Here is a 22,327-nt window from a genome sequence, read left to right as displayed (position 1 = left end):
GAGGGAAAGGCGAAAGCGACGCGCGCGGACGACGTGCCCTTTCACTGGAGAGCGCGCAGAGACGTCAGGACGTCGTAATTCGGGCAATCCGTCGGGATGGCCTGCGGCCCCTCACCTTTCTCGGCCAGAACAGCGAGGCAGAATTCGGTGCGCCCGCAGGTCGCACAGGTTGTGATCATCTCGGCAAAGTCGGCTTGTGTGAGAAAGCCGTCACGCATCGCTTCGGAAATGTTCACTCCGAGACGCCGCGCCATGCCGCGCGTCACCCAGAAGTTCAGATCGACATCGCTTTGCATTCCCATCATTCCACTCCTTCGGGTTCAGCCTCAATGGTCGCGCGCAGCCGCGTCATCATCAGGCGGTTTTCGCAATAGGCGGGAGGTGCTTTCGCGGGGTTCATTTGCGGATCGTGCTCGGCCAGCCAGAGCAGGCAGGCCCCGGCTTCGCGGCACTTGGTGCAGCGGATCAGCGCGTCCTTCCACGCTTCGCCGCTGAGCCGCCCGGCGGCCATCTCCATGCTGAGATCGCCGCCCATCTGCTGGGCCATGCGGTTCATCATCGACGCATGGCGATTGAGGTGCTTGGCAGCGGTCATGGCAGCCTCCCTTGAAACAGTCATCCCGGTGATGGGCCGACTCTGCCGCAGGGGCCGTCATTTCGATATGATTCAGATCAAGCGTCGCGTTCCGCTCTGTCGCTGTCGAGGTCATGGCCGACGTCACAGTCCAGATCGGGAGCAAAGCGCGCGGCCAGCGCCTGCGCTTCCTCCGCGATCACCGCGCGGTCGCGCCTCAAGGTCATCGCGGATTGCGAATGGGCGGCTGCGCGCAGCGCCTGATGGGCGGCGGGACGGCCGAAATGAGCGGGATGCATCTCGGCCAGAGCTTCCAGCACCTCCTGCTGGCGCAGCGCGACCTCCAGATGCCCGGCTCCGTCGCGTGCGATCGCGGCGAACGCGTCCTCGGTATACTGCTCGGGCGTCACCGCGCGCACATAGACGCGGTCGAAGACGCAATCGGGGCTCTTCGGTGGATGCCAATCGGCCAGCACCCGCACCAGACGCCCGAGAATATCGATACCGGTTCCGGGGTCGTTGATCGCCGGCGAAAGCGCGCGCGAGGCAATCTCGGCCAGCGCGATCAGGCCGAATTGCGGATCCTGGTCGAAATCGCGCGCGTGATCGATGGTGAAGGCGTCGCGCGCGGCCTCCTCGATCGCCTCGCGGGTCTCGGCGTCGCCCGGCAGCGCGTCGCATCGCACCAGATCGGATGCGCCGTGGACGAATTCGCCGGTCCGTCCGCAAAGCCAGATGTGGCAGTCATGCGTCTCGGCCACCTTTTGCAGCGCCCCCATGTCGACATGCTGCACATGGCCGGTCCGCGTCGACGTGATCCCGAATACCCCGGGGGGCGGGTCTTCCCATTCCTTGCCGCCGAGCCACGGCCGCTCGCAGCGCGCTTTCAGCGCCGTGCTCGCAGCGTCCTCGACCCGGCTGATCACATCGCCGAGCCGACCGAACTCGCTCAGATGCTGCACCCAGCGCAACAGCGATATCACCACCATCGCCACCACGCCGAGCGTGACGACCAGCAGGATGAATCGCCCGGAGTCGTCATAGACATCCGTCTCGAGCGCGATGATCCCGACCAGCGAAAAGACGAAAGAGCCGATGAAGCTCGCCAGCACGTTCTGGGTCACGCGGTCGGTCTGCATCAGCTTGATCGCGCGCGGCGTGGCTCCGGTCTGGGCCGAGCTGAACGCGGTGATCATGATCTGCAGCGAAAACGTCGTGACGGTCAGCATCGCGGTGGCGATGATCTTCAGGATCGGCTCCACCGAGCCCGCGCCCATCTTGTAGCCGATATCCGCGGGTACGAGGTAGCCGAAGCCCGCCGATCCCAGCGCGGTCGCGATCCCCAGCACGCCGAAGGCCGTCACCCGCACCCAGATCTCGCGCAGGATAACCCTCAGCCGCCAGCGCAGTCGCGAAAAGATTGTCATAGGTTCTTCGTCCCCGTCCCCTGTTCCCGCGTCCCGGACCCGCCTTTCCCGGCGGCCTCTCTCAAATCTCAAGCCCGCAGACCTTGGGCGGGTTCCTCAGCTGCCCGCCGGAATCTTGCCCGCGCGCAGTTGGGCAACGGTATTTCGCACCACGTCGAAGCGCAGCTGGTTGGGCGGGTGAGAACCCAGCATCTTGTCGCCCGGGTCCGGCAACCGCAGGAAGAACTGCGCGCCCTTGAGCGGGTCGTAGCCCGCATCCCACGTGATGATCGTACCGAGCCGGTCGGCCTCAAGCTCGTAATCCTTGGAATAGAGCCGCGAGCCGATTTCGGCCCCGATGCGCCGCGCGCGCTGGATCGTGAGCGGATCGGCACCCTGTGCCTGCACCGCACGCCCCAGATAAGCCGCCCCCACCGCCGCATCGCGTTCGCGCGCCGCGATATGGCCCGCGATGTGATGCGCGGCCTCGTGGCCGATCACGAAGGCCAGCTCGTCGGCATTGCGCACCTCGGCGATCATCGCGAGTGTCACCCCGATCACCGGACGACCCGAACGATCCATGGTCTGGAAGGCGTTCGCGTCGAGATCGAGCCGGTCATCGACCACGAAAAGGTAGTCGCAATTGAGGTTCCGCGTGCGCTTGCGACATTCCGACTCGATCTGCGGCTCCATGCGCTCGCCGACATCGACCAGCCGCGTCACCGCCACCTCGGCACGTTTCTTGGCTTCGGGCGAGAGCTCGCTCTCCGGGACGGGCTGCATCGGCGCCATGGTCGGCACGCAGCCCGACAGCAGCGTCGCGGCGAGCGAGAGGGTCACGAGAAGGAAACGGGCGGAAGGCATCGACGGGAAAACACCCCAGAGACAGGATTTGTCCCAGCTTAACGACTTGGCCCGGAGCCGCCTAGTGTCCTCCACGTACTCTCCCGCAAGCGGCGGCGTGATTTCGCTTTTTCGGATCGGCAAGCCGCGCTAGCATGAGGTCATGTTTACCATCGAACACGAATTCGACGCGACCGTGATCACCCTTGTCGACGAAGGGGCGGATCCGCGCGATTATTTGCAGGAAGACATCACGATCAGCTCTTTCGAGGATTGCGTGGTGGTCGAACAGCTCGACGAGCAGACCGAGCAGGTGCAGACGATCACCTTCAGCCATGCCCAGCTGCGGGAGCTGGCGGCGGCGCTCAACCTGCCCGAAGGCGTCTATCGCCTGAAGCAGACCGACAGCACCGCCGAGGACGGCTGAGGGGCCTGCCCGGCCCCGCGCGCCCGCTCAATCGAGACGGAACACCTTGTCGCGCGCGGTCTCGCCCCGGATCAGCGTCAGCCGCGACTTCGCCACACCTAGCGCCTTTGCCAGCAATTTGACGACCGCCGCATTGGCCTTGCCGTTCTCCGGAACGACCGTGACATAGGCCCGAAGCCCCTCTTCCCCGACCCGTATCTCGTTGCGCGACGCTTTTGGCGTCACGCGCAGGGCGATTTCGTTGCCAGGAATTGCGAGGTGGCTGAGATCCGTCATCGTCGCGCAGCATAGGCGCTGCACGATCGCATACAAGACAGTTGCCCATGCTGAGGTTGCAATCACATGCCGAGCGCCCGATATCTGGCGCAACAGACGGAGATTTTCATGACTGAACTGCCCGAAGTGAACCCGGCCGAGCGCAATGACGCGGCGATGGCTTTCCTTCTGACCCGCCGGTCGCGCCCGGCGAAAACCCTCAAGGCTCCTGCCCCCGACGAGGCCGCGCTGCGCGAGATCCTGACGGCCGCCGCGCGCACTCCCGATCACGGCAAGCTGGAGCCGTGGCGCTTCATCACCATCACGCGCGAGGCCGCGCAGCGGCTGGGTGCCGAAGCCGAGGCGCGCGCCAAAGCAGAGGGCCTTCCCGATGAGAAGATCGCGAAGGCCGGCAAGCAGTTCCATGACAGCCAACTTTGCGTCGCGGTAGTGTCCTCGCCCAAGCAGAGCGAGAAGGTTCCGCAGGTCGAGCAACTCTATTCGGCGGGCGCGGTTTGCCTCTCGCTTCTGAACGCGGCACTCGCTGCGGGCTGGGGCGCGAACTGGCTGACCGGCTGGGCCGCGCATGACGAGGCCTTCGGGCGCGAGATGCTGGGCCTCAAGGACGGCGAAAGCGTCGCGGGCTTCATCCACTTGGGTACCGAAGGCGTGACGCCGCCCGAACGCCCCCGTCCCGACCTCGACGCGATCACCACGCGGATTTCGGAATGATCATTTCAAGCTATCTGAAAGCCTGGACCGACTTGCTGCGGCCTGGCGCGATGAAAGTCGTGGGCTTCGGCGTGGCGCTATCGCTGGGCCTTCTGGTCGCGATCTATGTCGCGATGGTGATGCTGATCGGCTGGCTGATCCCCGACAGCTTTTCGCTGCCCTTCATCGGCGAGATCGGCCATATCGACACCGCGCTGTCGATCGTCTCGGCGGGGGTGATCCTCTTTGCATCGGTCTTCCTGATGGTGCCCGTGGCCTCCGCCTTCACCGGTTTCTTCCTCGAAGACGTGGCGGAGATGGTGGAGGACGTCCACTACCCGACGCTGCCGCCGGTGCGCAAACTCACCTTCGCGGAAGGGATGCGCGACACCGTGCGCTTCTTCGGCGTGATCCTTGCGGCCAACATCATCGCGCTGATGATCTACCCCTTCGTGATCCCGCTTGCGCCGCTGATGTTCTTCGGGCTCAACGGCTACCTTCTGGGGCGTGAATACTTCCAGATGGCAGCTTTCCGGCGGATGGAACGCGAGGCGGCGCTCGAACTTTACGAACGCAACAAGGTCACGATCTGGGCCGCGGGCGCGCTGATGGCGGTGCCGCTGTCGATCCCGCTGGTGAACCTGTTCGTGCCGGTGCTGGGAGCCGCAGGCTTCACCCACCTCTTCCACGCGATCACCGGTCGCCGTGGATAAGGGGCGGCGCCGAGGCGCCGCTCACATCTCTTCCTTGATGCCCTTGCGGATCAGCAGCCAGTTCACCGGGTAGGCGGTCACGAAACCGGCCATCATCGCGATCTGCATGGCGAACCAGAATTCCGGGTCGGCGGCGTTGATCTCCGCGCCCCAGAGCCCTTTGAACACGGCGAAATGGAAGATCGCCATCATACCGTACATGCCGATCTGCCACGAGGTGAGCGAAGCCACATCGGCCTTCGCCGCCTCCTTGAGTCCCTCGCCAAGCCCGAGCCCGCGCATCGGGGCGATCGAGAAATACTGGAACACGATCCCGATCGCGAGGGCGAAGACGTAATCGAGCCCCCAGACCGCAAAGATCTTGTGCCCCCAGAAATCCGGCCAGCCGAACGCGACCAGAATCACTGGAACGGCGAGCGCGAGGTTCTCGGCCAGAATGTCACCCAAGGTGCAGCCCGCGCCGCAATGCAGTGTCCCCTTCGCGACCGAGACCGGGAAGGGCGCATTACCATGGCCCGGAAAGCGACTGTGCAACCAGATTACTAGTGGTCCGCCAAACAGCCCGCAAATCGGCCAGACCCACGCCATGATGGCCATGTGAGGCGGGTTTCGACGCACCTGCACGAGAAGATAGATGAACGAGAGCACGCCTACAGCAAGCGATAACCAGCTCAGAACGGTAAACCAGTTTGGTGTCATGGGAGGCTCCTTTCAGCCCCCCAACCCGGCTGATCAGATACGGTTCCCGGCGCGGTCAGCGGCGCAACTGCCCGAAGAAGTCGATATCTTCCAAAGTGATGATCCCCGACAGCAGCACTGCCGCGATGACCGCCCAGAGCACGATGGTGACAACAGTGGTGATCTTCACCTTCGCGCCCAGATGCGCCTCGTGCGGTGCGCCTGCGGGAGTGCCCGGCACGACCTCGTCCACATCGCCTTGCGTTTTCAGACGAACCGGCAGGACCATGAAAAAGATCATGAACCAGATCACCGCGAAGAGAATGATGCCGCCCGTGAGACTCATCAGACCTGCTCCAGTTCGATCAGGCAGCCGTTGAAATCTTTCGGGTGCAGGAACAGCACGGGCTTGCCATGCGCACCGATCTTCGGCTCACCGCTGCCCAGAACCCGCGCGCCGTCCGCCTTGAGCTTGTCGCGGGCCTCGAGGATGTCCTCCACCTCGAAACACATGTGATGGATGCCGCCCGCGGGGTTCTTTTCCAGAAAGCCGTTGATCGGACTGTCCTCGCCCAGCGGGTAGAGCAGTTCGATCTTGGTGTTGGGCAGCTCGATGAAGACGACCGTGACGCCGTGATCGGGCTCGTCCTGCGGCGCGCCAACATTGGCACCCAGCGTGTCGCGATACTTGGCCGAGGCCGCCTCGAGATCAGGCACGGCAATGGCGACATGGTTCAGGCGTCCGATCATCTGGGTCTCCTCCGGTGATATGGATCAAGGGGTAGCGGGGCGCATCGGTTCGCGCAAGCCTGGATGCCCCTGTTCGCGTTAACACGGAGTTAGGCACTTTGCCCCTTACTGGAGAGGACCTGCCGAATCTCGAGAATCCGACGATTTCCATATCGACTGGGGGCCGCCATGAGCGACACGATACCGAACCCGACCCGCACTCCGACGCCGGAGCGTCCGCTGACCGGACTGACGGTGCTGTTGGTGGAGGACAGCCGCTTCGCCTCCGAAGCGGTGCGTCTCCTGTGTCTGCGCTCGGGCGCACGAATCCGTCGCGCCGATTGCCTCGCCTCGGCGGACCGCCACCTCAAGACCTACCGCCCTTCGATCGCGATCGTGGATATGGGCCTGCCCGACGGATCAGGCGGCGATCTCATCGCCGAAATCCGAGGGTTGCGCGGCCCGCATCCGGTGATCCTTGGCACCTCGGGCGATACCGCGCTGAAGGAGGCCGCTCTTGCCGCGGGGGCGAACGGGTTCCTCGACAAACCGATCGAGAGCCTTGCGCTATTTCAGGACACGATCCTCTCCGCCCTTCCCGAAGAGATGCGCCCGCTCGGGTGGCGCCCGCTTGCCGATCTCGTGGTCGAACCGGACCCGCTCGCGCTGCGTGACGACCTGCAACGCCTATCGAACCTCCTGCACGCGGTCGGGGCGGGCATGCCGCTCCCCGCCCTGCCCTACGCGGCGCATTTCCTGTCGAGCGTCGCCCGCTCGGCGCATGACGCGGCACTTGGAGACGCGGCGCAAAGGCTCGGCCGCCGCGGCGGCCCATCGCGCGACGACATGACCCGGGTCACGGAATTGCTCGACGAGCGGATCGCGGCGGCCGGGGCATTCTGACGCGGTCGAGGAACCGCCCGCAAGACTTCGCGTTGCCAAAACGAGTTGAAGCAACGGAGGACCGCCAGATGAGCTCGATCTACGACGCCATCAAGCAAGATCACGAAAACCACCGCGCCCTGATGAAGAAGATCGCCGATACGTCCGGCGACAGCGCCGCGCGCACCGAAGCGTGGAAAGAGTTCTATTACGACATCAAGTCCCACGCAGCCGCCGAGGAAGAAACCTTCTATTCCAAGCTGATGACCAAGACCTGGGGCCAGGATTCCGCGCGCCACTCGGTCGAGGAACATGCCGAGCTCGACGATCTGCTCGAAGAGCTCAACGAAATGGACATGACGAGCCCCGGTTGGCTCAACAAGTTCCACAAGCTGGAGCATGATTACAACCACCACATGGACGAGGAAGAGGACGAAATCTTCGGCCGCGCCAAGGAAGTGATCGACGACAGCGAAATAGAGGATTACGGCGAGAAATTCGTCGCGCGTAAGAAAAAGGAGATGAAGCTGGTCGACGAGAAGCGGAACGACGACCCTGAAGGCTGATCGGGCTTCCACCTGAGGCTGGCACGGCACCTGCCGCAAAACATTCCGCTGCGGCTGCATCTTTCCTCCGACGCGAATAGAAAAAGGCCCCGCTCGATTCCGAGCGGGGCCTTTTAGATTCGGACGATAGCGCCGGGATCAGTCTTCTTGAGGAAGAACCCGCAGGCGCAGCTCGCGCAGCTGTTCGTTCATCGGCTCCGACGGCGCGCCCATCATCAGGTCTTCTGCGCGCTGGTTCATCGGGAACATGATGACTTCGCGGATATTTGCGGTATCGGCGAGGATCATCACGATCCGGTCGATGCCGGCGGCGCAACCGCCGTGCGGCGGGGCGCCGTATTTGAACGCCTTGACCATACCGCCGAAGCGCTTCTCGACCTCGGAGGCCGGGTAGCCCGCGATCTCGAACGCCTTGTACATCGTCTCGAGCTTGTGGTTCCGGATCGCGCCGGAAAGGATCTCGTAACCGTTGCAGGCGAGGTCATACTGGTAGCCTTTGACCTGCAGCGGGTCGCCTTCCAGCGCTTCCATGCCGCCCTGCGGCATCGAGAACGGGTTGTGCGAGAAGTCGATCTTGCCCTCGTCATCTTCCTCGTACATCGGGAAGTCGACGACCCAGGCGAACTTGAACTTGGTCTTGTCGGTCAGGCCCAGCTCTTCGCCGATTACGTTGCGCGCACGACCGGCGACGCCCTCGAAACTCGACGGCGCGCCGCCGAGGAAGAAGGCCGCATCGCCTTCGCCCAGACCCAGCTGCGCGCGGATCGCCTCGGTCCGCTCGGGGCCGATGTTCTTCGCCAGCGGGCCTGCGCCTTCGAGCGAGCCATCCTCTCCCTTGCGCCAGAAGATGTAGCCCATTCCCGGCAGGCCCTGCTCCTGCGCGAATTTGTTCATCCGGTCGCAGAATTTGCGCGAACCGCCCGTGGGGGCCGGGATCGCGCGGATCTCGGTGCCGTCCTGCTCCAGCAGCTTGGCGAAGATGGCGAAGCCCGAGTCGCGGAAGTGATCCGAGACCACCTGCATCTCGATCGGGTTGCGCAGGTCGGGCTTGTCCGAGCCGTATTTCAGCATCGCCTCGGCATAGGGGATGCGGGGCCAGTTCGGATCGACGGTGCGGTCGTCGCCGAATTCCTCGAACACGCCCTGGATCACCGGCTGCATCACGTTGAAGATGTCTTCCTGCTCGACGAAGCTCATCTCGACGTCCAGCTGGTAGAAGTCGGTGGGCGAACGGTCGGCGCGCGGGTCTTCGTCACGGAAGCACGGTGCGATCTGGAAATACTTGTCGAAGCCGCCGACCATGATCAGCTGCTTGAACTGCTGCGGCGCCTGCGGCAGCGCGTAGAACTTGCCCGGATGCAGACGCGAGGGCACGAGGAAGTCGCGCGCGCCTTCGGGCGAGGAGGCGGTGATGATCGGCGTCTGGAACTCGTTGAAATCGGCGTCCCACATGCGTTTGCGCATGGATTTCACGACATTCGAGCGCAGGATCATCTTGTCATGCAGGCTCTCGCGGCGCAGGTCGAGAAAGCGATAGGACAGACGGGTCTCTTCGGGATATTCCAGCTCGCCGAAGACCGGCAGCGGCAGTTCCTCGGCCTCACCCAGGATTTCGATGTCGCGAACATAGACCTCGATCTCGCCGGTCGGAATCTTCGGGTTGATCAGGCTCTCGTCGCGCAGTTTCACGGTGCCGTCGATGCGGATCACCCATTCCGAGCGCACTTTCTCCATCGTCTTGAACGCCGGGCTGTCGCCGTCGCACAGAACCTGCGTCATCCCGTAATGGTCGCGCAAATCGATGAAGAGCACGCCTCCGTGATCGCGCACGCGATGGACCCAGCCCGCAAGGCGGACGGTCTCACCGGCGTTGGCGGCGCTCAGATCGGCGCAGGTATGGCTGCGAAAGGCATGCATGGGAGGCTCCCGGATCGAGAATTGCGTATAGTCGCGCCGATACACCCGTTGAGAGCGCAAAAGTCAAGCTGTGCGGAGGAACACAGGCACGTCTCGAGCCGATCACGCGCGCGTGGCTCGAAAAAGAGTAAATTTTCGGTTAACTTCAGTGAGAACGGGAACTTTGGTAATTTCACAAAGGTTACCGTCGTGAAGACACACGCTGGAGCCTGCCAGCCCCGGCACGATCCGGAGAGACCGCATGAGAGCTTGGGACTCGCTTCTCGACCGTATGTTGCGCCACCTGATCCGCAGGGGCACACTCGAACTCGTCTATCCTGACGAAACCCTCATACGCTATGGCGACGGCACCGGGAATCCGGTCCGCGTTACCATGAGCAACCCGGAACTGACGAAGAAGATCGTGCTGCGGCCCGACCTCGGTGTCGGCGAAGGCTACATGAACGGCGACTATACGATTGCCGATGACGACCTGCGCGGATTTCTCGCGCTCGCAATCCGCAACCAGACCGGCTCGGGCATGCCATGGTTCGAGAAGCCGCGCGAGGCGAGCCGCTTTTTCGGTCGCCGTTTCGCGCAGTTCAATCCGGTCAACAAGGCCCGCACCAACGTGGCGCATCACTATGACCTGTCGGGCGAACTTTACGATCTCTTTCTCGACGAGGATCGGCAATATAGCTGCGCCTATTTCGAGCGCCCCGACATGACGCTGGAGGAGGCGCAGGAGGCCAAAAAACGCCATATCGCCAAGAAGCTGCTGATCGAACCGGGGATGACCATTCTTGACATCGGCTGCGGTTGGGGCGGCATGGCGATGACGCTGGCGCGCGATTTCGGCGCGAAAGTGGTGGGCGTGACGCTCTCGACCGAACAGCACGCGCTGGCCCGCAAGCGGGTGAAGGAGGCCGGGCTCGAAGACAAGATCGACATCCGTCTGACAGACTATCGCGACGTGACCGACAAGTTCGACCGCATCGTCTCGGTCGGCATGTTCGAGCATGTCGGCGTGCCTCATTACCGGGAATATTTCGCGAAGGTCCGCGAGTTGCTGAAACCGGGTGGTATCTCGCTGATCCATTTCATCGGACGTTCAGGCCCCGGCGGCGCGACGGCCGATTTCATCACCAAATACATCTTCCCCGGCGGCTATTGCCCCGCCATGTCCGAAGCGTCGAACGCGGTCGAACACGAAGGGCTCATCACCACCGATCTCGAAGTGTGGCGGCTGCATTACGCGGAAACGCTGCGCCACTGGTGCGATCGGTTCGAGGCGAATATCGACAAGGCGGTCGCGCTCTATGACGAGCGGTTCTGCCGGATGTGGCGCTTCTACCTCGTAGCCTCGGAGATGGCCTTCCGCCATGGCGGACAGGTGGTGTTCCAGTACCAGCTGGCCCATGAGGTCGGCGACGTGCCGCTGACCCGCGATTACCTCTATCGGGACGACGACGAACAGGAACACAGGCTGGCTGCCGAATAGGCGGGTATCCCCTCCGGGCCGAAATCGGGTCGCGCCCTCCCCGCGCGCGGCCTTAGCGGGGTTGGGCCCGCGCCTTCGCGTCATCCCGCAACCCGGCTATCGCGTCCTGACCCTCTTGCGACGCCTGACCCTTTGCGTATAAAGCGCCTCAATTTGCGCAGCGACCAGAGGGGATTCCCATGCCGAAGAGAACAGACATCACGTCAATCCTCATTATCGGCGCCGGGCCCATTGTGATCGGGCAAGCCTGCGAGTTCGACTATTCGGGTGCCCAGGCCTGCAAAGCCCTCCGCGAAGAAGGCTACCGCGTCATCCTCGTCAACTCCAACCCCGCGACGATCATGACCGATCCGGGTCTGGCCGACGCCACCTATATCGAACCGATCACGCCGGAAGTCGTGGCCAAGATCATCGAGGCTGAGCGCCCCGACGCGGTGCTGCCGACGATGGGCGGACAGACCGGCCTCAACACGGCGCTTGCTCTGGCCGATATGGGCGTGCTGGAGAAATTCGGCGTCGAGCTGATCGGTGCGAACCGTGACGCGATCGAGATGGCCGAAGACCGGAAGCTTTTCCGCGAGGCGATGGACCGGATCGGCCTCGAGAACCCGAAAGCGACCATCGTATCCTCGCCCAAGCGTGAGAACGGCACCTATGACGTCAACGAGGGTGTGCGTCAGGCGCTGGTCGAGCTGGAGCATATCGGCCTGCCCGCGATCATCCGCCCCGCCTTCACGCTGGGCGGCACCGGCGGCGGCGTGGCCTATAACCGCGAAGACTACGAGCGCATTTGCCGCTCGGGCCTCGACGCCTCTCCCGTCTCCCAGATCCTCGTCGACGAGTCGCTGCTGGGCTGGAAGGAATTCGAGATGGAGGTCGTGCGCGACCGCGCCGACAACGCCATCATCGTCTGCGCCATCGAGAACGTCGACCCGATGGGCGTCCATACCGGTGACTCGATCACCGTGGCGCCCGCGCTGACGCTGACCGACAAGGAATACCAGATCATGCGCAACGGCTCGATCGCCGTGCTGCGCGAGATCGGCGTCGAGACCGGCGGATCGAACGTGCAATGGGCGATCAACCCCGAAGATGGTCGCATGGTCGTGATCGAGATGAACCCGCGCGTATCGCGTTCCTCGGCGCTAGCCTCCAAGGCCACCGGCTTCCCGATCGCCAAGATCGCGGCGAAACTCGCCGTGGGCTACACGCTGGACGAGCTCGACAACGACATCACCAAGGTCACGCCCGCCAGCTTCGAGCCGACCATCGACTATGTCGTCACCAAGATCCCGCGCTTCGCCTTCGAGAAATTCGCAGGCTCCAAGCCGGAACTGACGACGGCGATGAAATCGGTGGGTGAAGCGATGGCGATCGGCCGGACCTTCCACGAATCCGTGCAGAAGGCGCTCGCCTCGATGGAGACGGGCCTCAGCGGCTTCGACGAGATCGAGATCGACGGCGCGCCGGAGAAGGCCGCCGTCATCAAGGCGATCTCGCAGCAGACGCCCGACCGGATGCGCCTGATCGCGCAGGCGATGCGCCACGGGTTGAGCAATGAGGAAATCCAGCACGCGACCGCGTTCGATCCGTGGTTCCTCGCCCGCATCCGCGAAATCGTCGAGGCCGAGAACGAGATTCGCAAGAAGGGCCTGCCGCTCGACGAAAAGGGTCTTCGCAATCTCAAGATGATGGGCTTCACGGACGCGCGTCTCGCCAAGCTGACTGGCCGCGACGAAGCGCAGGTCCGCCGCGCCCGCCGCAACCTTGGCGTCACCGCGGTCTTCAAGCGCATCGACACCTGCGCCGCCGAATTCGAGGCGCAGACGCCCTACATGTACTCGACTTACGAGGCCCCCGCGATGGGCGAGGTCGAATGCGAGGCGCGTCCCTCCGACCGCAAGAAAGTGGTCATCCTCGGTGGCGGTCCGAACCGGATCGGCCAGGGGATCGAGTTCGACTATTGCTGCTGCCACGCCTGTTTCGCGCTGACCGACGCGGGTTACGAGACCATCATGGTCAACTGTAACCCCGAGACCGTATCGACCGACTACGACACCTCGGATCGCCTGTATTTCGAGCCGCTCACGCTGGAGCACGTCCTCGAAATCCTGCGGGTGGAGCGTGACAACGGCACGCTGCACGGCGTGATCGTGCAATTCGGCGGCCAGACGCCCCTGAAACTCGCAAACGCGCTGGAGGCCGAAGGCATCCCGATCCTCGGCACCACGCCCGACGCGATCGACCTTGCCGAAGACCGCGAGCGGTTCCAGGACCTGCTCAACCGGCTGGGCCTGAAGCAACCGGTCAACGGCATTGCCAGCTCCGACGAGCAGGCCTTCGAGATTGCGGGCCGCGTCGGCTATCCGCTGGTGATCCGTCCCTCCTATGTGCTGGGCGGCCGCGCGATGGAAATCGTGCGCGACCTCGACCACCTCAAGCGCTACATCAAAGAGGCGGTGGTGGTCTCGGGCGACAACCCGGTGCTGCTCGACAGCTATCTGGCGGGCGCCATCGAGGTGGACGTGGATGCGCTCTGCGACGGCGAAAGCGTCCATGTTGCGGGCATCATGCAGCATATCGAGGAAGCCGGCGTCCACTCGGGCGACTCCGCCTGCTCGCTGCCGCCCTACTCGCTGAGCCCCGAGATCGTGGCCGAGCTGAAGGTGCAGACCGAGAAGATGGCCAAGGGCCTCAACGTGGTCGGCCTGATGAACGTGCAATTCGCGATCAAGGACGGCGAGATCTATGTGCTCGAAGTGAACCCGCGCGCCTCGCGCACCGTGCCCTTCGTCGCGAAAGCCACAGACTCGGCCATCGCCTCGATCGCGGCGCGCCTGATGGCGGGCGAGAAGCTGTCGGCCTTCCCGGCGCGCCCGCCCTACCCCGAAGGCGTCGGCCCCGACACGCCGCTGCCCTTCGCCGATCCGCTGACGCTGGCCGATCCGCAAACGCCGTGGTTCTCGGTCAAGGAAGCCGTGCTGCCCTTTGCCCGCTTCCCGGGTGTCGACACGCTTCTCGGCCCGGAAATGCGCTCCACCGGCGAGGTGATGGGCTGGGATCGCGACTTCCCGTCGGCCTTCTGGAAAGCCCAGCTCGGCGCGGGCACCGTGCTGCCTGAAAGCGGTCGCGTGTTCTTCTCGATCAAGGATTCCAACAAGACCGACGATCTGGCCGACGCCGCCGCCACGCTGATCTCGATGGGCTTCACCATCGTCGCGACCGGCGGCACCGCCGCTTGGCTCGCCGAGCATGGCGTGGAAAGCGAGAAGGTGCTGAAGGTCTATGAGGGCCGCCCGAACATCGTCGACCGGCTGAAGAACGACGAGATCGACCTCGTCTTCAACACCACCGATGGCAGTCAGGCGATCTCGGACAGCCGCGACATCCGCGCGGTCGCGCTCTATGACAAGATCCCCTACTTCACCACCGCCGCCGCTTCGATCGCCGCCGTCGCAGCGATCAAGAGCCGCAAAGAGGGCGAAGTCCACGTCCGCTCGCTACAGTAAGCGACCGCGCCAGTTCCGAAAGACATGTGTCCTCCGAAGCACAAGCTTCGGAGGACATTCATTTTTCACATTCCGAATATTGTTCACATTCGCGTCCTGACTATGAGTGTCGAACCATCGCTCTGATCAGCCAGGACACATCATGAAAGTCTCTCTTCTCGCGGCAGCATTGCTCGCGCTCGCGCCGACCGTCTCGAACTCGGCGGATCTGAAAGGCGGCTCGATCGAGCTGGGCTATTCCGATCTTGTGAACAACGATTTCTATGACACGTTCGCCAAGCGTTCGGTCACAGGCTCCGCGGAGATCGGCTTCGGCCCGACTTTCTCGGTGCAGGGTGATCTCGCCTATGCGAATTACGGGAACGGCGCCGGTTTCGACATGGATACCAACAATGTCGCGCTGCACACGATCTATCACCCGAACGAAGCGACCGCTCTCGGGGTCTTCTTCGGGCGCGACACGTTGGACGGCGAGAATACGAATTACCACGGTATTGAAGTGGGCCACGGCATCGGGGCCTTCTGGGGCGAAGCCTACTTCACGCGCGTCAAGGATCTGGGCGCGAAAGGCGATCTCTACGGCGTCTCCGGGCGCTACACGCTCAATGACCGGCTCGAGTTCAACGCGAGCCTCGACAACTTCAACGTCTCGTACCTCAACACCAACCGCGTGTCATTCGGGATGGATTACCGTGTGAACGACGCCTTCACGCTGAACGGCACTGTCGGCCACCTCGACATGGGCTATGGCGGGGCTTCGGACTTCATCTCCATCGGCGCGAAATTCACCTTCGGTCCGAACAAAGGCGCGACATTCGAGCAGCGCGACCTTTTGCGCTATCTGCCTGGACAAGGCAACTCTGCTGCCTGACCGGTCGGACGGCTTATACTCATGACAAGGGCGGCTCCAAGTCGCCCTTTTTCATCCCCGCTGCCCGCGAGGAGCCCCCGTCACGCCCGCTGCGCCCGCCGGGCGAGCCAGCTTTGCCACGCGCCCGGAGACCCCGCGAAAGCGTTCATGTCCACCGTTCCGGGCACGCCGGGCACGACGCCCGTGCCGCTATATTGCCAGAAGCTCCAATCGGCGCCGGGGTAGCGCTCCATCGGGTGCGCGGTGACCGAGCGCAGCCACATCTCGTAGCCCGAGAAACGCGACAGGTCGTTGTCGCGCCAGAAGTCGATCGTCGTGTAGATGACCGGTTTCGTGCCGTAATGACGCGTCAAAGCAGCGAGGAAGCGGTGCATCTCGGAGCGGGTGACGTGGGCCGCGGGGCGGCGCTGGCAGGTGCGCGAGGTATGGTTCCACTCGATATCCAGCACAGGCGGCAGATCCCCCCGCCGGCGCGGCACGTTGCGGATATACCAATCCGCCTGCTCTTCGGGGGAACGGCAGAAATAATAGAAGTGATACGCCCCCACCGGCACGCCCGCTGCCCGCGCGCGGGTCGCGTTGATGTGGAAACCGGGATCGGAGTGATCGCCGCCCTCGGTCGCCTTGAGCCACGCGAAGGACACGCCAGCTGCGCGCGCTCGGCGCCAGTCGATCTCGCCCTGATAGCGCGCCGCGTCGATCCCGTGGACCGGCAACCGGGCCGGCGCCAGACCTTCCCAGTCATGCGGATCGGTATCGCCGAAGCGCGCGGGGATGCCGCTCGCCCGGTAGTTCGAGGCGGACAACACGGCCGGACGCATCAGCGTGGCCTGTTTGCCGCCCGGCCCGCCGCCGCAGCCCGCCAAGGCCAAGGCCGCGCCCGAGACGAAGAACCTGCGTGAAATCCCCATGCTCACTCCCCCGTGATTTTTTCCCAGCCTCTCATGCAAACGCCCGCCTGTCATCGCTGAGATGCGGGCGTCTTTTGACATCGGCGAGGCTTCGCCTAAAGGGTCCGGGTCAGGTCCGTGGGCCGAAATCGGCGCTGGTCAGCACGCCGTCCCCGTTGCGATCGCGCATCGCGAACCACCGATCAGTACCGCCCACGAACTCCACGCGCGAGATTACCCCGTCACCATTCGCATCAAAGGCCCGCAGCCCTTCGGCGGCCGGGACATCGTGCCCCGAGCGCATCGCGCGCCCCTGACCCTGATGCTTGCCGGGCCCCTGCCCCATACCTTCTGGCATCTGATGCCCCGGACCCTTGCTGGCCGCGCGCTCCACTGCCTTATGTTCGTCGATCATGGCGATCTCCGCTGCGGAATAGGCGTCATCCTCGTTCTCGTCGAACATCGTGAAGATGTCGCCGCGCCGCTCGTGGGCTTCGGACAGCGTGACGCCACCATCGCCATCGAGATCCCATTGCAGGAGGAAATCTTGCCCCGGCACCGGGGCAGTCTGCGCGAAGCCCGGAGCGGCGCCGAGCAGGAGGGCCGCGGCGAGGGGCGCGGCAAGAGAGGCGAACCGTTTCATCTGTCTGTCCTTTACAATGTGATGTCGAAAATGAAACGAAACGGCCCGCACCTTTCCGGCGCGGGCCTGACAACATGTCGCAGAGGAGAAGCCTCAGCCTTTCGCGGCGGCCAGCTCGTCCCAGCACGCCAGCGCGTGACCGGCATACATCACACCCGGGCCACCGCCCATCTGGATCGCCATGGCAAGCACGTCGCCCAGCTCCTCGCGCGTGCCGCCCGCTTTCATCAACGCCTCTACATGGAACATGATGCAGGGCTCGCAACGCAGCACGACCGCCATGCCGAGGGCGATGAATTCCTTGGTCTTCACATCGAGCGGCCCGTTCTCCTTCACCGCTTTCGACAGCACACCAAAGCCGCCGACTGCGTCGGGGATCGTCTTGTTCATCACGCGTAGCTCGTTGCGCATCTCGTCGATTTTCGCCTTGTAGCTCATCGCAGGTCTCCTTCGCATTTCGTCCCTCGCGGCGTGACACGGGGCGCGGGCGAAATCCTTGACCTGCGTCAATACATTGGCGTGAGCGGGTAACGGCTGATAGCGAGGGGGCTCCGCCCCCGGCGCGGGACACGCGCCTCCCCCGGGATATTTCTCAAGCCCGAAGAGGCGCAAAGCGTCGTCCTCTTCGCCTTGGCGCAAATATCCCCGGGGGTAAATTCGCGCAGCGAAAAGGGGGGCAGCGCCCCCTTCTACGATCTCCATCGAGAGACAGGCTCAGCCGTCGACGCGGATGCGTGCGTTAGTCGGATCGTGCGGGCTATCCTCGGTCACTTCCGCCGGATAATCGGCACCGAGGATGCGCACGCTCAGCTTGGTGCCCGGCTCGGCCAGATCGGGGCGCACATAGCCCATGCCGATCTGCTTGCCGAAGGCCACCGACCAGCCGCCCGAGGTCAGACGTCCGACCTTCTCGCCGTCCCGCTTGATGACTTCCTTGCCCCATGGATCGGCATCGTCCGGCCCGTCGATCAGAAGCGTCACGCATTTCGAGCGGATGCCGGTGTCGAGCATCGCCTGTTTACCGGTAAACTCCTTCTCGAGGTCGATGAAGCGGTCGAGACCGGCTTCCTGCGGGGTCGCGTCGCGGCCCAGCTCGTTGCCGAAAGCGCGGTAGCTCTTCTCCTGACGCAGCCAGTTCTGGGCGCGCGCGCCGACGAGCTTCATCCCGTGCTTCTCGCCCGCTTCGACCAGCAGATCCCAGAGGTAGCGGCCGAATTCGACCGGGTGATGCAGTTCCCACCCCAACTCGCCGGTATAGGCCACGCGCACGGCACGGACCGGACACATGCCCAGCTCGATATTGCGCATCGAAAGCCACGGGAAGCGCTTGTTCGAAAGAACCGTCTCCGGATAGGCGTCCCTGACGACCTCCTGCAGGATCTTGCGGGCATTGGGGCCTGCGAGCGCGAAGACGCCCCATTGGGTGGTCACGTCGTGGCAATCGACATAGTCGCCGCCCGCCGCGCGGAAATCCTCGATCGATTTGCGCAGGAAGTCGCCGTCGTAATCGGTCCAGGCGCCCGCCGAGATCAGGTAGTATTCATCCTCGGCCAGCCGCACGATCGTGTATTCGGTGCGGGTCGTGCCCGCTTCGGTCAGGGCGTAGGTCAGGTTGATCCGACCCACTTTCGGCAACTTGTTGCAGGTGAACGCATCGAGGAAGGCGGTCGCGCCGGGGCCGCGCACCATGTGTTTAGTGAAGGCGGAGGCATCGATAAGGCCGGCGGTGTCGCGCAGCGCCTCGGCCTCGGCCTTGGCATATTGCCACCATTCGCCGCGCCGGAACGATCGGCTGTCATGGTCGAAGCTCGAAGGCGCATCCTTGGGCCCGTAGTAGTTCGGACGCTCCCAGCCATTGGTTTGGCCCATCTGCGCGCCCGCCGCGATCTGGCGATCATAGGCGGGGGCGGTGCGCAGCGGGCGGCAGGCTTCGCGCTCTTCATCGGGGTGGTGCAGGATGAAGACGTGCTCATAGGCCTCTTCGTTCTTGCGCGCCGCGTATTCGGTGGTCATCCAGCTGCCGTAGCGCTTGGGGTCGAGCGAGGCCATGTCGATCTCGGCCTCGCCTTCGACCATCATTTGCGCGAGGTAATAGCCGGTGCCGCCCGCGGCGGTGATACCGAAGGAGAAGCCTTCCGCCAGCCACATGTTGCGCAGGCCCGGCGCCGGGCCGACCAGCGGGTTGCCATCGGGGGTGTAGCAGATCGGGCCGTTGAAATCGTCCTTCAGGCCGACTTCCTCGGAACTCGGCAAGCGATGGATCATCGACATGTATTCTTCTTCGATACGCTCCAGATCGAGCTGGAACAGATCGGCGCGGAAACTCTCCGGCACGTCGTAGAGGAAGCGCGCGGGCGCGTTGCGCTCATAGGGGCCCAAGATCCAGCCGCCGCGCTCTTCGCGGACATACCATTTCGCATCCGCATCTCGCAGCACTGGGTGCTCGGGGTTGCCCTCGGCGCGCCATTTGACGAGCGCCGGATCGGCATCGGTCACGATGAACTGGTGCTCGACGGGAATGGCGGGGATCTTGATGCCCAGCAGGCGGGCGGTGCGCTGCGCGTGGTTGCCGGTGCAGGTCACGACATGCTCGGCGCGGATCTCGATCTCTTCGCCGGAGCCGACAAGGTTGCCGCCCTTCTCGACCATCTTCTCGAGCGTCACGACCCATTCCGAACCGGTCCAGCGATAAGCGTTGACCTGCAGCTTGCGCGCGATCTCGGCACCGTGCTGGCGCGCGCCCTTGGCCATCGCCTGCGTCACGTCGGCGGGATTGATATAGCCGTCCTGCGGGTGGAATAGCGCACCCACGAGGTCTTCGGTGTTCAGAAGCGGCCAGCGCTCCTTCATCTGCGCAGGCGTGAGGAACTCGTGATAGACGTCCGCGGTCTCGGCCACGGAAGAATAGAGCTTGTACTCGTCCATCCGTTCCTGCGTCTGCGCCATGCGCAGGTTGCCCACGATCGCAAAACCCGCATTCAGCCCGGTCTCGGCTTCGAGCGTCTTGTAGAAATCGACCGAGTATTTGTGGATGTGGGTCGTCGCGTAGCTCATGTTGAACAGCGGCAGCAGACCCGCGGCGTGCCAGGTCGAGCCCGAGGTCAGTTCGTCGCGCTCGATCAGCAGCGTGTCCCAGCCCGCCTTGGCGAGATGATAGGCGACACCGCACCCGACCGCGCCGCCACCGACGACCAGAGCTTTCACATGGGTTTTCATCGCGGGGCCTCCTTGCCGATACGGACGTAGGGGCAGATTGACCCTCATATTCGCGAACGCAATCCGATCCGGGCGACATTCGCGCGACAAAAACGACAAAACCGCACACGCCACGCTTTGGGCGCGCGGCGCCAGCCCGCCATAGCCCGTTCATGAAAGCCCAAGCCTCGTTGGACGGCCCCGAACCGAGCGATGACATGGTCGTGATGCGAGTCGCGAATTCGTGTTTAGTTCCCGCAAAAAGTAAAAATTTTTCCCTTGCATGCACAGGAACTGTGCGCGGGTTCACCAGTTTTCAGTGCATCAGAGGCGGCGGTGACGGAAAGCAAAGCCGACCCGCCTCGCCTAATTCGAAAGGGAGACGAGATATGAAGAAGCTCATCACCACTACCGCAATCGGCCTGATGCTTGCCCTGCCCGCACATGCCGAAGACAAAGCGAATGCCAACGCCAAGGCGGAAGCCAACGCGAACGCTTCGGCCAGCATGTCGGGCGACATGTTCACGAAGTCGATTCCGGATTCCTTCAACGCCTCGGGCCTCATGGGCAAGCGCGTGTACATCTCGAAGGACAAGGTCGACGCCAAGACCGCGGTCAACGAGGCGCAGGACAACTGGGATGACGTCGGCGAAGTCAGCGACGTCGTGCTCGGCACCGATGGTAAGATCGATGCCGTACTCGTCGACGTTGGCGGATTCCTCGGCATCGGCGAGAAGACCGTCGCGATCTCGATGGATTCGCTGAACCTGGTTCCCGATGGCGACACCGAAAATTCCTATTTCGTCGTCGCTCAGGGCAGCAAGGACCAGCTGGACCAAGCCCCGAAATACGACGCCGAAATGCAGACCGCGTTCAGCTCGGACACGAAGGGCGAGATGAACGGCAACGACAACGGCGAAGACATGCAGAACGCCGATGCGTCGCAGTCGCAGGATTCGGACATGGACGGCGACAAGATGGAAAACGCCGACGCGTCGCAGAAGATGGATAAGGCTGGCGACAACGCGGAAGCCGCTGCCACCGCGACCGCCGCTGCCGCTGGCGCCGCTGCGAACGAAGCTGCCGACAAGACTGCCAAAGCTGCCGATAACGCAGGCGAAGCGATGGACAACGCTGCCGAGAACACTGCCGACGCTGCTCAGAACGCCGCGCAGGACACCGAGCAGGCGATGAACAACGCCGCCGACAAGACCCAAGAGATGGCGAAAGACGCCGCTCAGAACACCAAGGAAGCCGCGAACGCGACCGGCCAAGCCGTCGAGAACGCTGCTGACAACGCTGGCGAAGCGACCAAGGAAGCCGCGAACGAAACCGGGAGCGCGATCGACGACGCCGTCGACAGCACCGCTGCCGCCGTGGGCACCATGGGGCAAGCCGACAAGGAGAGCGGCCAGAAGGTCGACGTGGCTTCGGTCGATCCCGACACGCTGCGTGGTGAAGGGGTCTATGGCCCGAACGACGACAAGGTCGGCGACGTGTCCGAACTGGTTCAGGGCAAGGACGGTAAAGTCTCGGGCGTCGTGATCGACGTGGGAGGCTTCCTCGGCATCGGCGCCAAGCCGGTCGAGATCAAGGCCAGCGAGCTGACCGTTCTGAAGAACGACACTTCGATCACTGTGCATACGGGTCTGACCGAAGAGCAACTGAAGAAGCTTCCGAAATACGAAGCGAAGTAATCTTCGGATGATGTGACGGAGAGCGGGGGCAGCCCCTGCTCCCAGCGAAGGCCCCGGGACTGTCCCGGGGCCTTTCGTCATTTCGGGCACATTTCGACCTCGGGGTCGCCTGCCACAAATGAAGAGGCCCCGGATCGCACTGACGCATTCCGCGTGGTGGGAGTTTTGATGAGGTATCTCATCGGCGACAAGAGGAACCGAGCGTAGAGCTCGTTGGCCATAGCAAGTACGCGGCGATTTCATCGTCGCCTACTTGCTATGGCGATGTCTCGAAAGCGTGTTGGGCAGGTCGGCTCACGACCAGTTTCATCTGCGGCTTCAGCCGAAGCGGCGGAAAAGAC

At 63.6% G+C, this 22,327-nt stretch carries 22 protein-coding genes; 9 read left to right on the top strand and 13 right to left on the bottom strand.

Features of this window, described 5'->3' with window-relative positions; all coding sequences use genetic code 11:
- Positions 1–41 precede the first annotated feature (41 nt).
- The 4 genes from B6V73_RS15340 to B6V73_RS15325 form a co-directional block, all read right to left on the bottom strand.
- Positions 42–302, bottom strand: a complete 261-nt coding sequence (locus B6V73_RS15340; protein WP_088719648.1) for a DUF6455 family protein — start codon at positions 300–302, stop codon at positions 42–44.
- Positions 302–595, bottom strand: a complete 294-nt coding sequence (locus B6V73_RS15335) for a DUF6455 family protein (RefSeq protein ID WP_088725669.1) — start codon at positions 593–595, stop codon at positions 302–304. Before B6V73_RS15335 ends, B6V73_RS15340 begins: the two co-directional genes overlap by 1 nt.
- A 77-nt stretch (positions 596–672) precedes the next feature.
- Positions 673–2,001, bottom strand: coding sequence for a DUF2254 domain-containing protein (locus B6V73_RS15330; RefSeq protein ID WP_075774133.1), 1,329 nt, complete (start codon positions 1,999–2,001; stop codon positions 673–675).
- A 96-nt stretch (positions 2,002–2,097) separates the two neighbouring features.
- Entirely contained in the window at positions 2,098–2,844 is a 747-nt protein-coding gene (locus tag B6V73_RS15325) for a M48 family metallopeptidase (RefSeq protein ID WP_088719647.1), read from the bottom strand.
- A gap of 142 nt (positions 2,845–2,986) precedes the next feature.
- On the opposite strand from B6V73_RS15325, the gene B6V73_RS15320 reads away from it, so the two are divergent.
- Positions 2,987–3,250, top strand: a complete 264-nt coding sequence (locus B6V73_RS15320) for a hypothetical protein (protein WP_088719646.1) — start codon at positions 2,987–2,989, stop codon at positions 3,248–3,250.
- 27 nt (positions 3,251–3,277) lie between these two features.
- Here B6V73_RS15320 and B6V73_RS15315 read toward each other — a convergent pair whose 3' ends face one another.
- On the bottom strand, positions 3,278–3,526 hold the full coding sequence (locus B6V73_RS15315; RefSeq protein WP_075774333.1) for a DUF167 domain-containing protein: 249 nt from the start codon (positions 3,524–3,526) through the stop codon (positions 3,278–3,280).
- A gap of 108 nt (positions 3,527–3,634) precedes the next feature.
- On the opposite strand from B6V73_RS15315, the gene B6V73_RS15310 reads away from it, so the two are divergent.
- Together B6V73_RS15310 and B6V73_RS15305 are read left to right on the top strand one after the other, a co-directional pair.
- Complete coding sequence (locus B6V73_RS15310) at positions 3,635–4,237, top strand: nitroreductase (protein WP_088725744.1); 603 nt, start codon at positions 3,635–3,637, stop codon at positions 4,235–4,237.
- Positions 4,234–4,929 carry an EI24 domain-containing protein gene (locus B6V73_RS15305; RefSeq protein WP_088719645.1) on the top strand — a complete coding sequence of 232 codons (696 nt, stop codon included), beginning with the start codon at positions 4,234–4,236 and terminating at the stop codon, positions 4,927–4,929. The genes B6V73_RS15310 and B6V73_RS15305 overlap by 4 nt, the downstream gene beginning before the upstream one ends.
- Before the next feature lie 21 nt (positions 4,930–4,950).
- Here the strand turns inward: B6V73_RS15305 and B6V73_RS15300 are convergent, their stop codons facing one another.
- Genes B6V73_RS15300 through mce form a run of 3 tightly spaced genes read right to left on the bottom strand, consistent with a single transcriptional unit; the run spans position 4,951 to position 6,357 of the window.
- The gene (locus tag B6V73_RS15300; protein WP_075774128.1) at positions 4,951–5,628 is read right to left on the bottom strand and encodes a DUF4396 domain-containing protein; all 678 of its coding nucleotides are present in this window, start codon (positions 5,626–5,628) and stop codon (positions 4,951–4,953) included.
- A gap of 55 nt (positions 5,629–5,683) precedes the next feature.
- Positions 5,684–5,953 (bottom strand): DUF1467 family protein, encoded by a 270-nt coding sequence (locus B6V73_RS15295; protein WP_075774127.1) that lies wholly within the window; start codon positions 5,951–5,953, stop codon positions 5,684–5,686.
- Positions 5,953–6,357, bottom strand: coding sequence for a methylmalonyl-CoA epimerase (gene mce, locus B6V73_RS15290; protein WP_075774126.1), 405 nt, complete (start codon positions 6,355–6,357; stop codon positions 5,953–5,955). The genes B6V73_RS15295 and mce overlap by 1 nt, the downstream gene beginning before the upstream one ends.
- 168 nt (positions 6,358–6,525) lie before the next feature.
- Here mce and B6V73_RS15285 point away from each other — a divergent pair, with 168 nt between their 5' ends.
- Together B6V73_RS15285 and B6V73_RS15280 are read left to right on the top strand one after the other, a co-directional pair.
- Positions 6,526–7,239, top strand: a complete 714-nt coding sequence (locus B6V73_RS15285; RefSeq protein ID WP_088725668.1) for a response regulator — start codon at positions 6,526–6,528, stop codon at positions 7,237–7,239.
- Positions 7,240–7,307: 68 nt separating this feature from the next.
- A complete protein-coding gene (locus tag B6V73_RS15280; RefSeq protein WP_088725667.1) occupies positions 7,308–7,784 on the top strand; it encodes a hemerythrin domain-containing protein in 477 nt (158 codons plus the stop codon).
- A gap of 138 nt (positions 7,785–7,922) precedes the next feature.
- Here B6V73_RS15280 and aspS read toward each other — a convergent pair whose 3' ends face one another.
- Positions 7,923–9,701, bottom strand: coding sequence for an aspartate--tRNA ligase (aspS, locus tag B6V73_RS15275; RefSeq protein WP_075774123.1), 1,779 nt, complete (start codon positions 9,699–9,701; stop codon positions 7,923–7,925).
- 241 nt (positions 9,702–9,942) lie between these two features.
- Between aspS and B6V73_RS15270 the strand changes: the two genes are divergently transcribed.
- The 3 genes from B6V73_RS15270 (at position 9,943) to B6V73_RS15260 (ending at position 15,561) form a co-directional block, all read left to right on the top strand.
- Complete coding sequence (locus B6V73_RS15270) at positions 9,943–11,181, top strand: cyclopropane-fatty-acyl-phospholipid synthase family protein (RefSeq protein WP_075774122.1); 1,239 nt, start codon at positions 9,943–9,945, stop codon at positions 11,179–11,181.
- Between the two features lie 179 nt (positions 11,182–11,360).
- Positions 11,361–14,690: a carbamoyl-phosphate synthase large subunit gene (gene carB, locus B6V73_RS15265; protein WP_088725666.1), complete on the top strand. Its 3,330-nt coding sequence runs from the start codon at positions 11,361–11,363 to the stop codon at positions 14,688–14,690.
- A 142-nt stretch (positions 14,691–14,832) separates the two neighbouring features.
- A complete protein-coding gene (locus B6V73_RS15260) occupies positions 14,833–15,561 on the top strand; it encodes a hypothetical protein (RefSeq protein ID WP_088725665.1) in 729 nt (242 codons plus the stop codon).
- 80 nt (positions 15,562–15,641) lie between these two features.
- On the opposite strand, the gene B6V73_RS15255 is transcribed toward B6V73_RS15260, so the two are convergent.
- From B6V73_RS15255 to B6V73_RS15240, 4 genes are all read right to left on the bottom strand, one after another.
- Positions 15,642–16,382, bottom strand: coding sequence for a glycoside hydrolase family 25 protein (locus B6V73_RS15255; RefSeq protein ID WP_240504157.1), 741 nt, complete (start codon positions 16,380–16,382; stop codon positions 15,642–15,644).
- 199 nt (positions 16,383–16,581) lie between these two features.
- Entirely contained in the window at positions 16,582–17,094 is a 513-nt protein-coding gene (locus B6V73_RS15250) for a calcium-binding protein (protein ID WP_088725663.1), read from the bottom strand.
- Between the two features lie 93 nt (positions 17,095–17,187).
- On the bottom strand, positions 17,188–17,532 hold the full coding sequence (locus tag B6V73_RS15245; protein WP_075774118.1) for a carboxymuconolactone decarboxylase family protein: 345 nt from the start codon (positions 17,530–17,532) through the stop codon (positions 17,188–17,190).
- A 276-nt stretch (positions 17,533–17,808) separates the two neighbouring features.
- Entirely contained in the window at positions 17,809–20,310 is a 2,502-nt protein-coding gene (locus B6V73_RS15240; RefSeq protein WP_088725662.1) for an FAD-dependent oxidoreductase, read from the bottom strand.
- A 368-nt stretch (positions 20,311–20,678) separates the two neighbouring features.
- Here B6V73_RS15240 and B6V73_RS20505 point away from each other — a divergent pair, with 368 nt between their 5' ends.
- On the top strand, positions 20,679–21,986 hold the full coding sequence (locus B6V73_RS20505) for a PRC-barrel domain-containing protein (RefSeq protein ID WP_240504153.1): 1,308 nt from the start codon (positions 20,679–20,681) through the stop codon (positions 21,984–21,986).
- Positions 21,987–22,327: the final 341 nt, after the last annotated feature.

The sequence above is a fragment of the Thioclava sp. JM3 genome (assembly GCF_002213185.1).
Classification (GTDB): Bacteria; Pseudomonadota; Alphaproteobacteria; order Rhodobacterales; family Rhodobacteraceae; genus Thioclava; species Thioclava nitratireducens.
Note: the sequence above shows the minus strand (reverse complement) of the source record. Positions and strands in the feature narration are given on the sequence as shown.

Bases quoted from the DNA above. Each gene is read 5' to 3' on its own strand.
- B6V73_RS15340 (WP_088719648.1), bottom strand. From the start codon at position 302: ATGGGAATGCAAAGCGATGTCGATCTGAACTTCTGGGTGACGCGCGGC.
- B6V73_RS15260 (WP_088725665.1), top strand. From the start codon at position 14,833: ATGAAAGTCTCTCTTCTCGCGGCAGCATTGCTCGCGCTCGCGCCGACC.
- B6V73_RS15255 (WP_240504157.1), bottom strand. From the start codon at position 16,382: ATGCGTCCGGCCGTGTTGTCCGCCTCGAACTACCGGGCGAGCGGCATC.
- B6V73_RS15320 (WP_088719646.1), top strand. From the start codon at position 2,987: ATGTTTACCATCGAACACGAATTCGACGCGACCGTGATCACCCTTGTC.
- B6V73_RS15335 (WP_088725669.1), bottom strand. From the start codon at position 595: ATGACCGCTGCCAAGCACCTCAATCGCCATGCGTCGATGATGAACCGC.
- B6V73_RS15305 (WP_088719645.1), top strand. From the start codon at position 4,234: ATGATCATTTCAAGCTATCTGAAAGCCTGGACCGACTTGCTGCGGCCT.
- mce (WP_075774126.1), bottom strand. From the start codon at position 6,357: ATGATCGGACGCCTGAACCATGTCGCCATTGCCGTGCCTGATCTCGAG.
- B6V73_RS15270 (WP_075774122.1), top strand. From the start codon at position 9,943: ATGAGAGCTTGGGACTCGCTTCTCGACCGTATGTTGCGCCACCTGATC.
- carB (WP_088725666.1), top strand. From the start codon at position 11,361: ATGCCGAAGAGAACAGACATCACGTCAATCCTCATTATCGGCGCCGGG.
- B6V73_RS15315 (WP_075774333.1), bottom strand. From the start codon at position 3,526: ATGACGGATCTCAGCCACCTCGCAATTCCTGGCAACGAAATCGCCCTG.
- B6V73_RS15245 (WP_075774118.1), bottom strand. From the start codon at position 17,532: ATGAGCTACAAGGCGAAAATCGACGAGATGCGCAACGAGCTACGCGTG.
- B6V73_RS15310 (WP_088725744.1), top strand. From the start codon at position 3,635: ATGACTGAACTGCCCGAAGTGAACCCGGCCGAGCGCAATGACGCGGCG.
- B6V73_RS15280 (WP_088725667.1), top strand. From the start codon at position 7,308: ATGAGCTCGATCTACGACGCCATCAAGCAAGATCACGAAAACCACCGC.
- B6V73_RS15295 (WP_075774127.1), bottom strand. From the start codon at position 5,953: ATGAGTCTCACGGGCGGCATCATTCTCTTCGCGGTGATCTGGTTCATG.
- B6V73_RS15250 (WP_088725663.1), bottom strand. From the start codon at position 17,094: ATGAAACGGTTCGCCTCTCTTGCCGCGCCCCTCGCCGCGGCCCTCCTG.
- B6V73_RS20505 (WP_240504153.1), top strand. From the start codon at position 20,679: ATGAAGAAGCTCATCACCACTACCGCAATCGGCCTGATGCTTGCCCTG.
- B6V73_RS15330 (WP_075774133.1), bottom strand. From the start codon at position 2,001: ATGACAATCTTTTCGCGACTGCGCTGGCGGCTGAGGGTTATCCTGCGC.
- B6V73_RS15240 (WP_088725662.1), bottom strand. From the start codon at position 20,310: ATGAAAACCCATGTGAAAGCTCTGGTCGTCGGTGGCGGCGCGGTCGGG.
- B6V73_RS15325 (WP_088719647.1), bottom strand. From the start codon at position 2,844: ATGCCTTCCGCCCGTTTCCTTCTCGTGACCCTCTCGCTCGCCGCGACG.
- B6V73_RS15285 (WP_088725668.1), top strand. From the start codon at position 6,526: ATGAGCGACACGATACCGAACCCGACCCGCACTCCGACGCCGGAGCGT.
- aspS (WP_075774123.1), bottom strand. From the start codon at position 9,701: ATGCATGCCTTTCGCAGCCATACCTGCGCCGATCTGAGCGCCGCCAAC.
- B6V73_RS15300 (WP_075774128.1), bottom strand. From the start codon at position 5,628: ATGACACCAAACTGGTTTACCGTTCTGAGCTGGTTATCGCTTGCTGTA.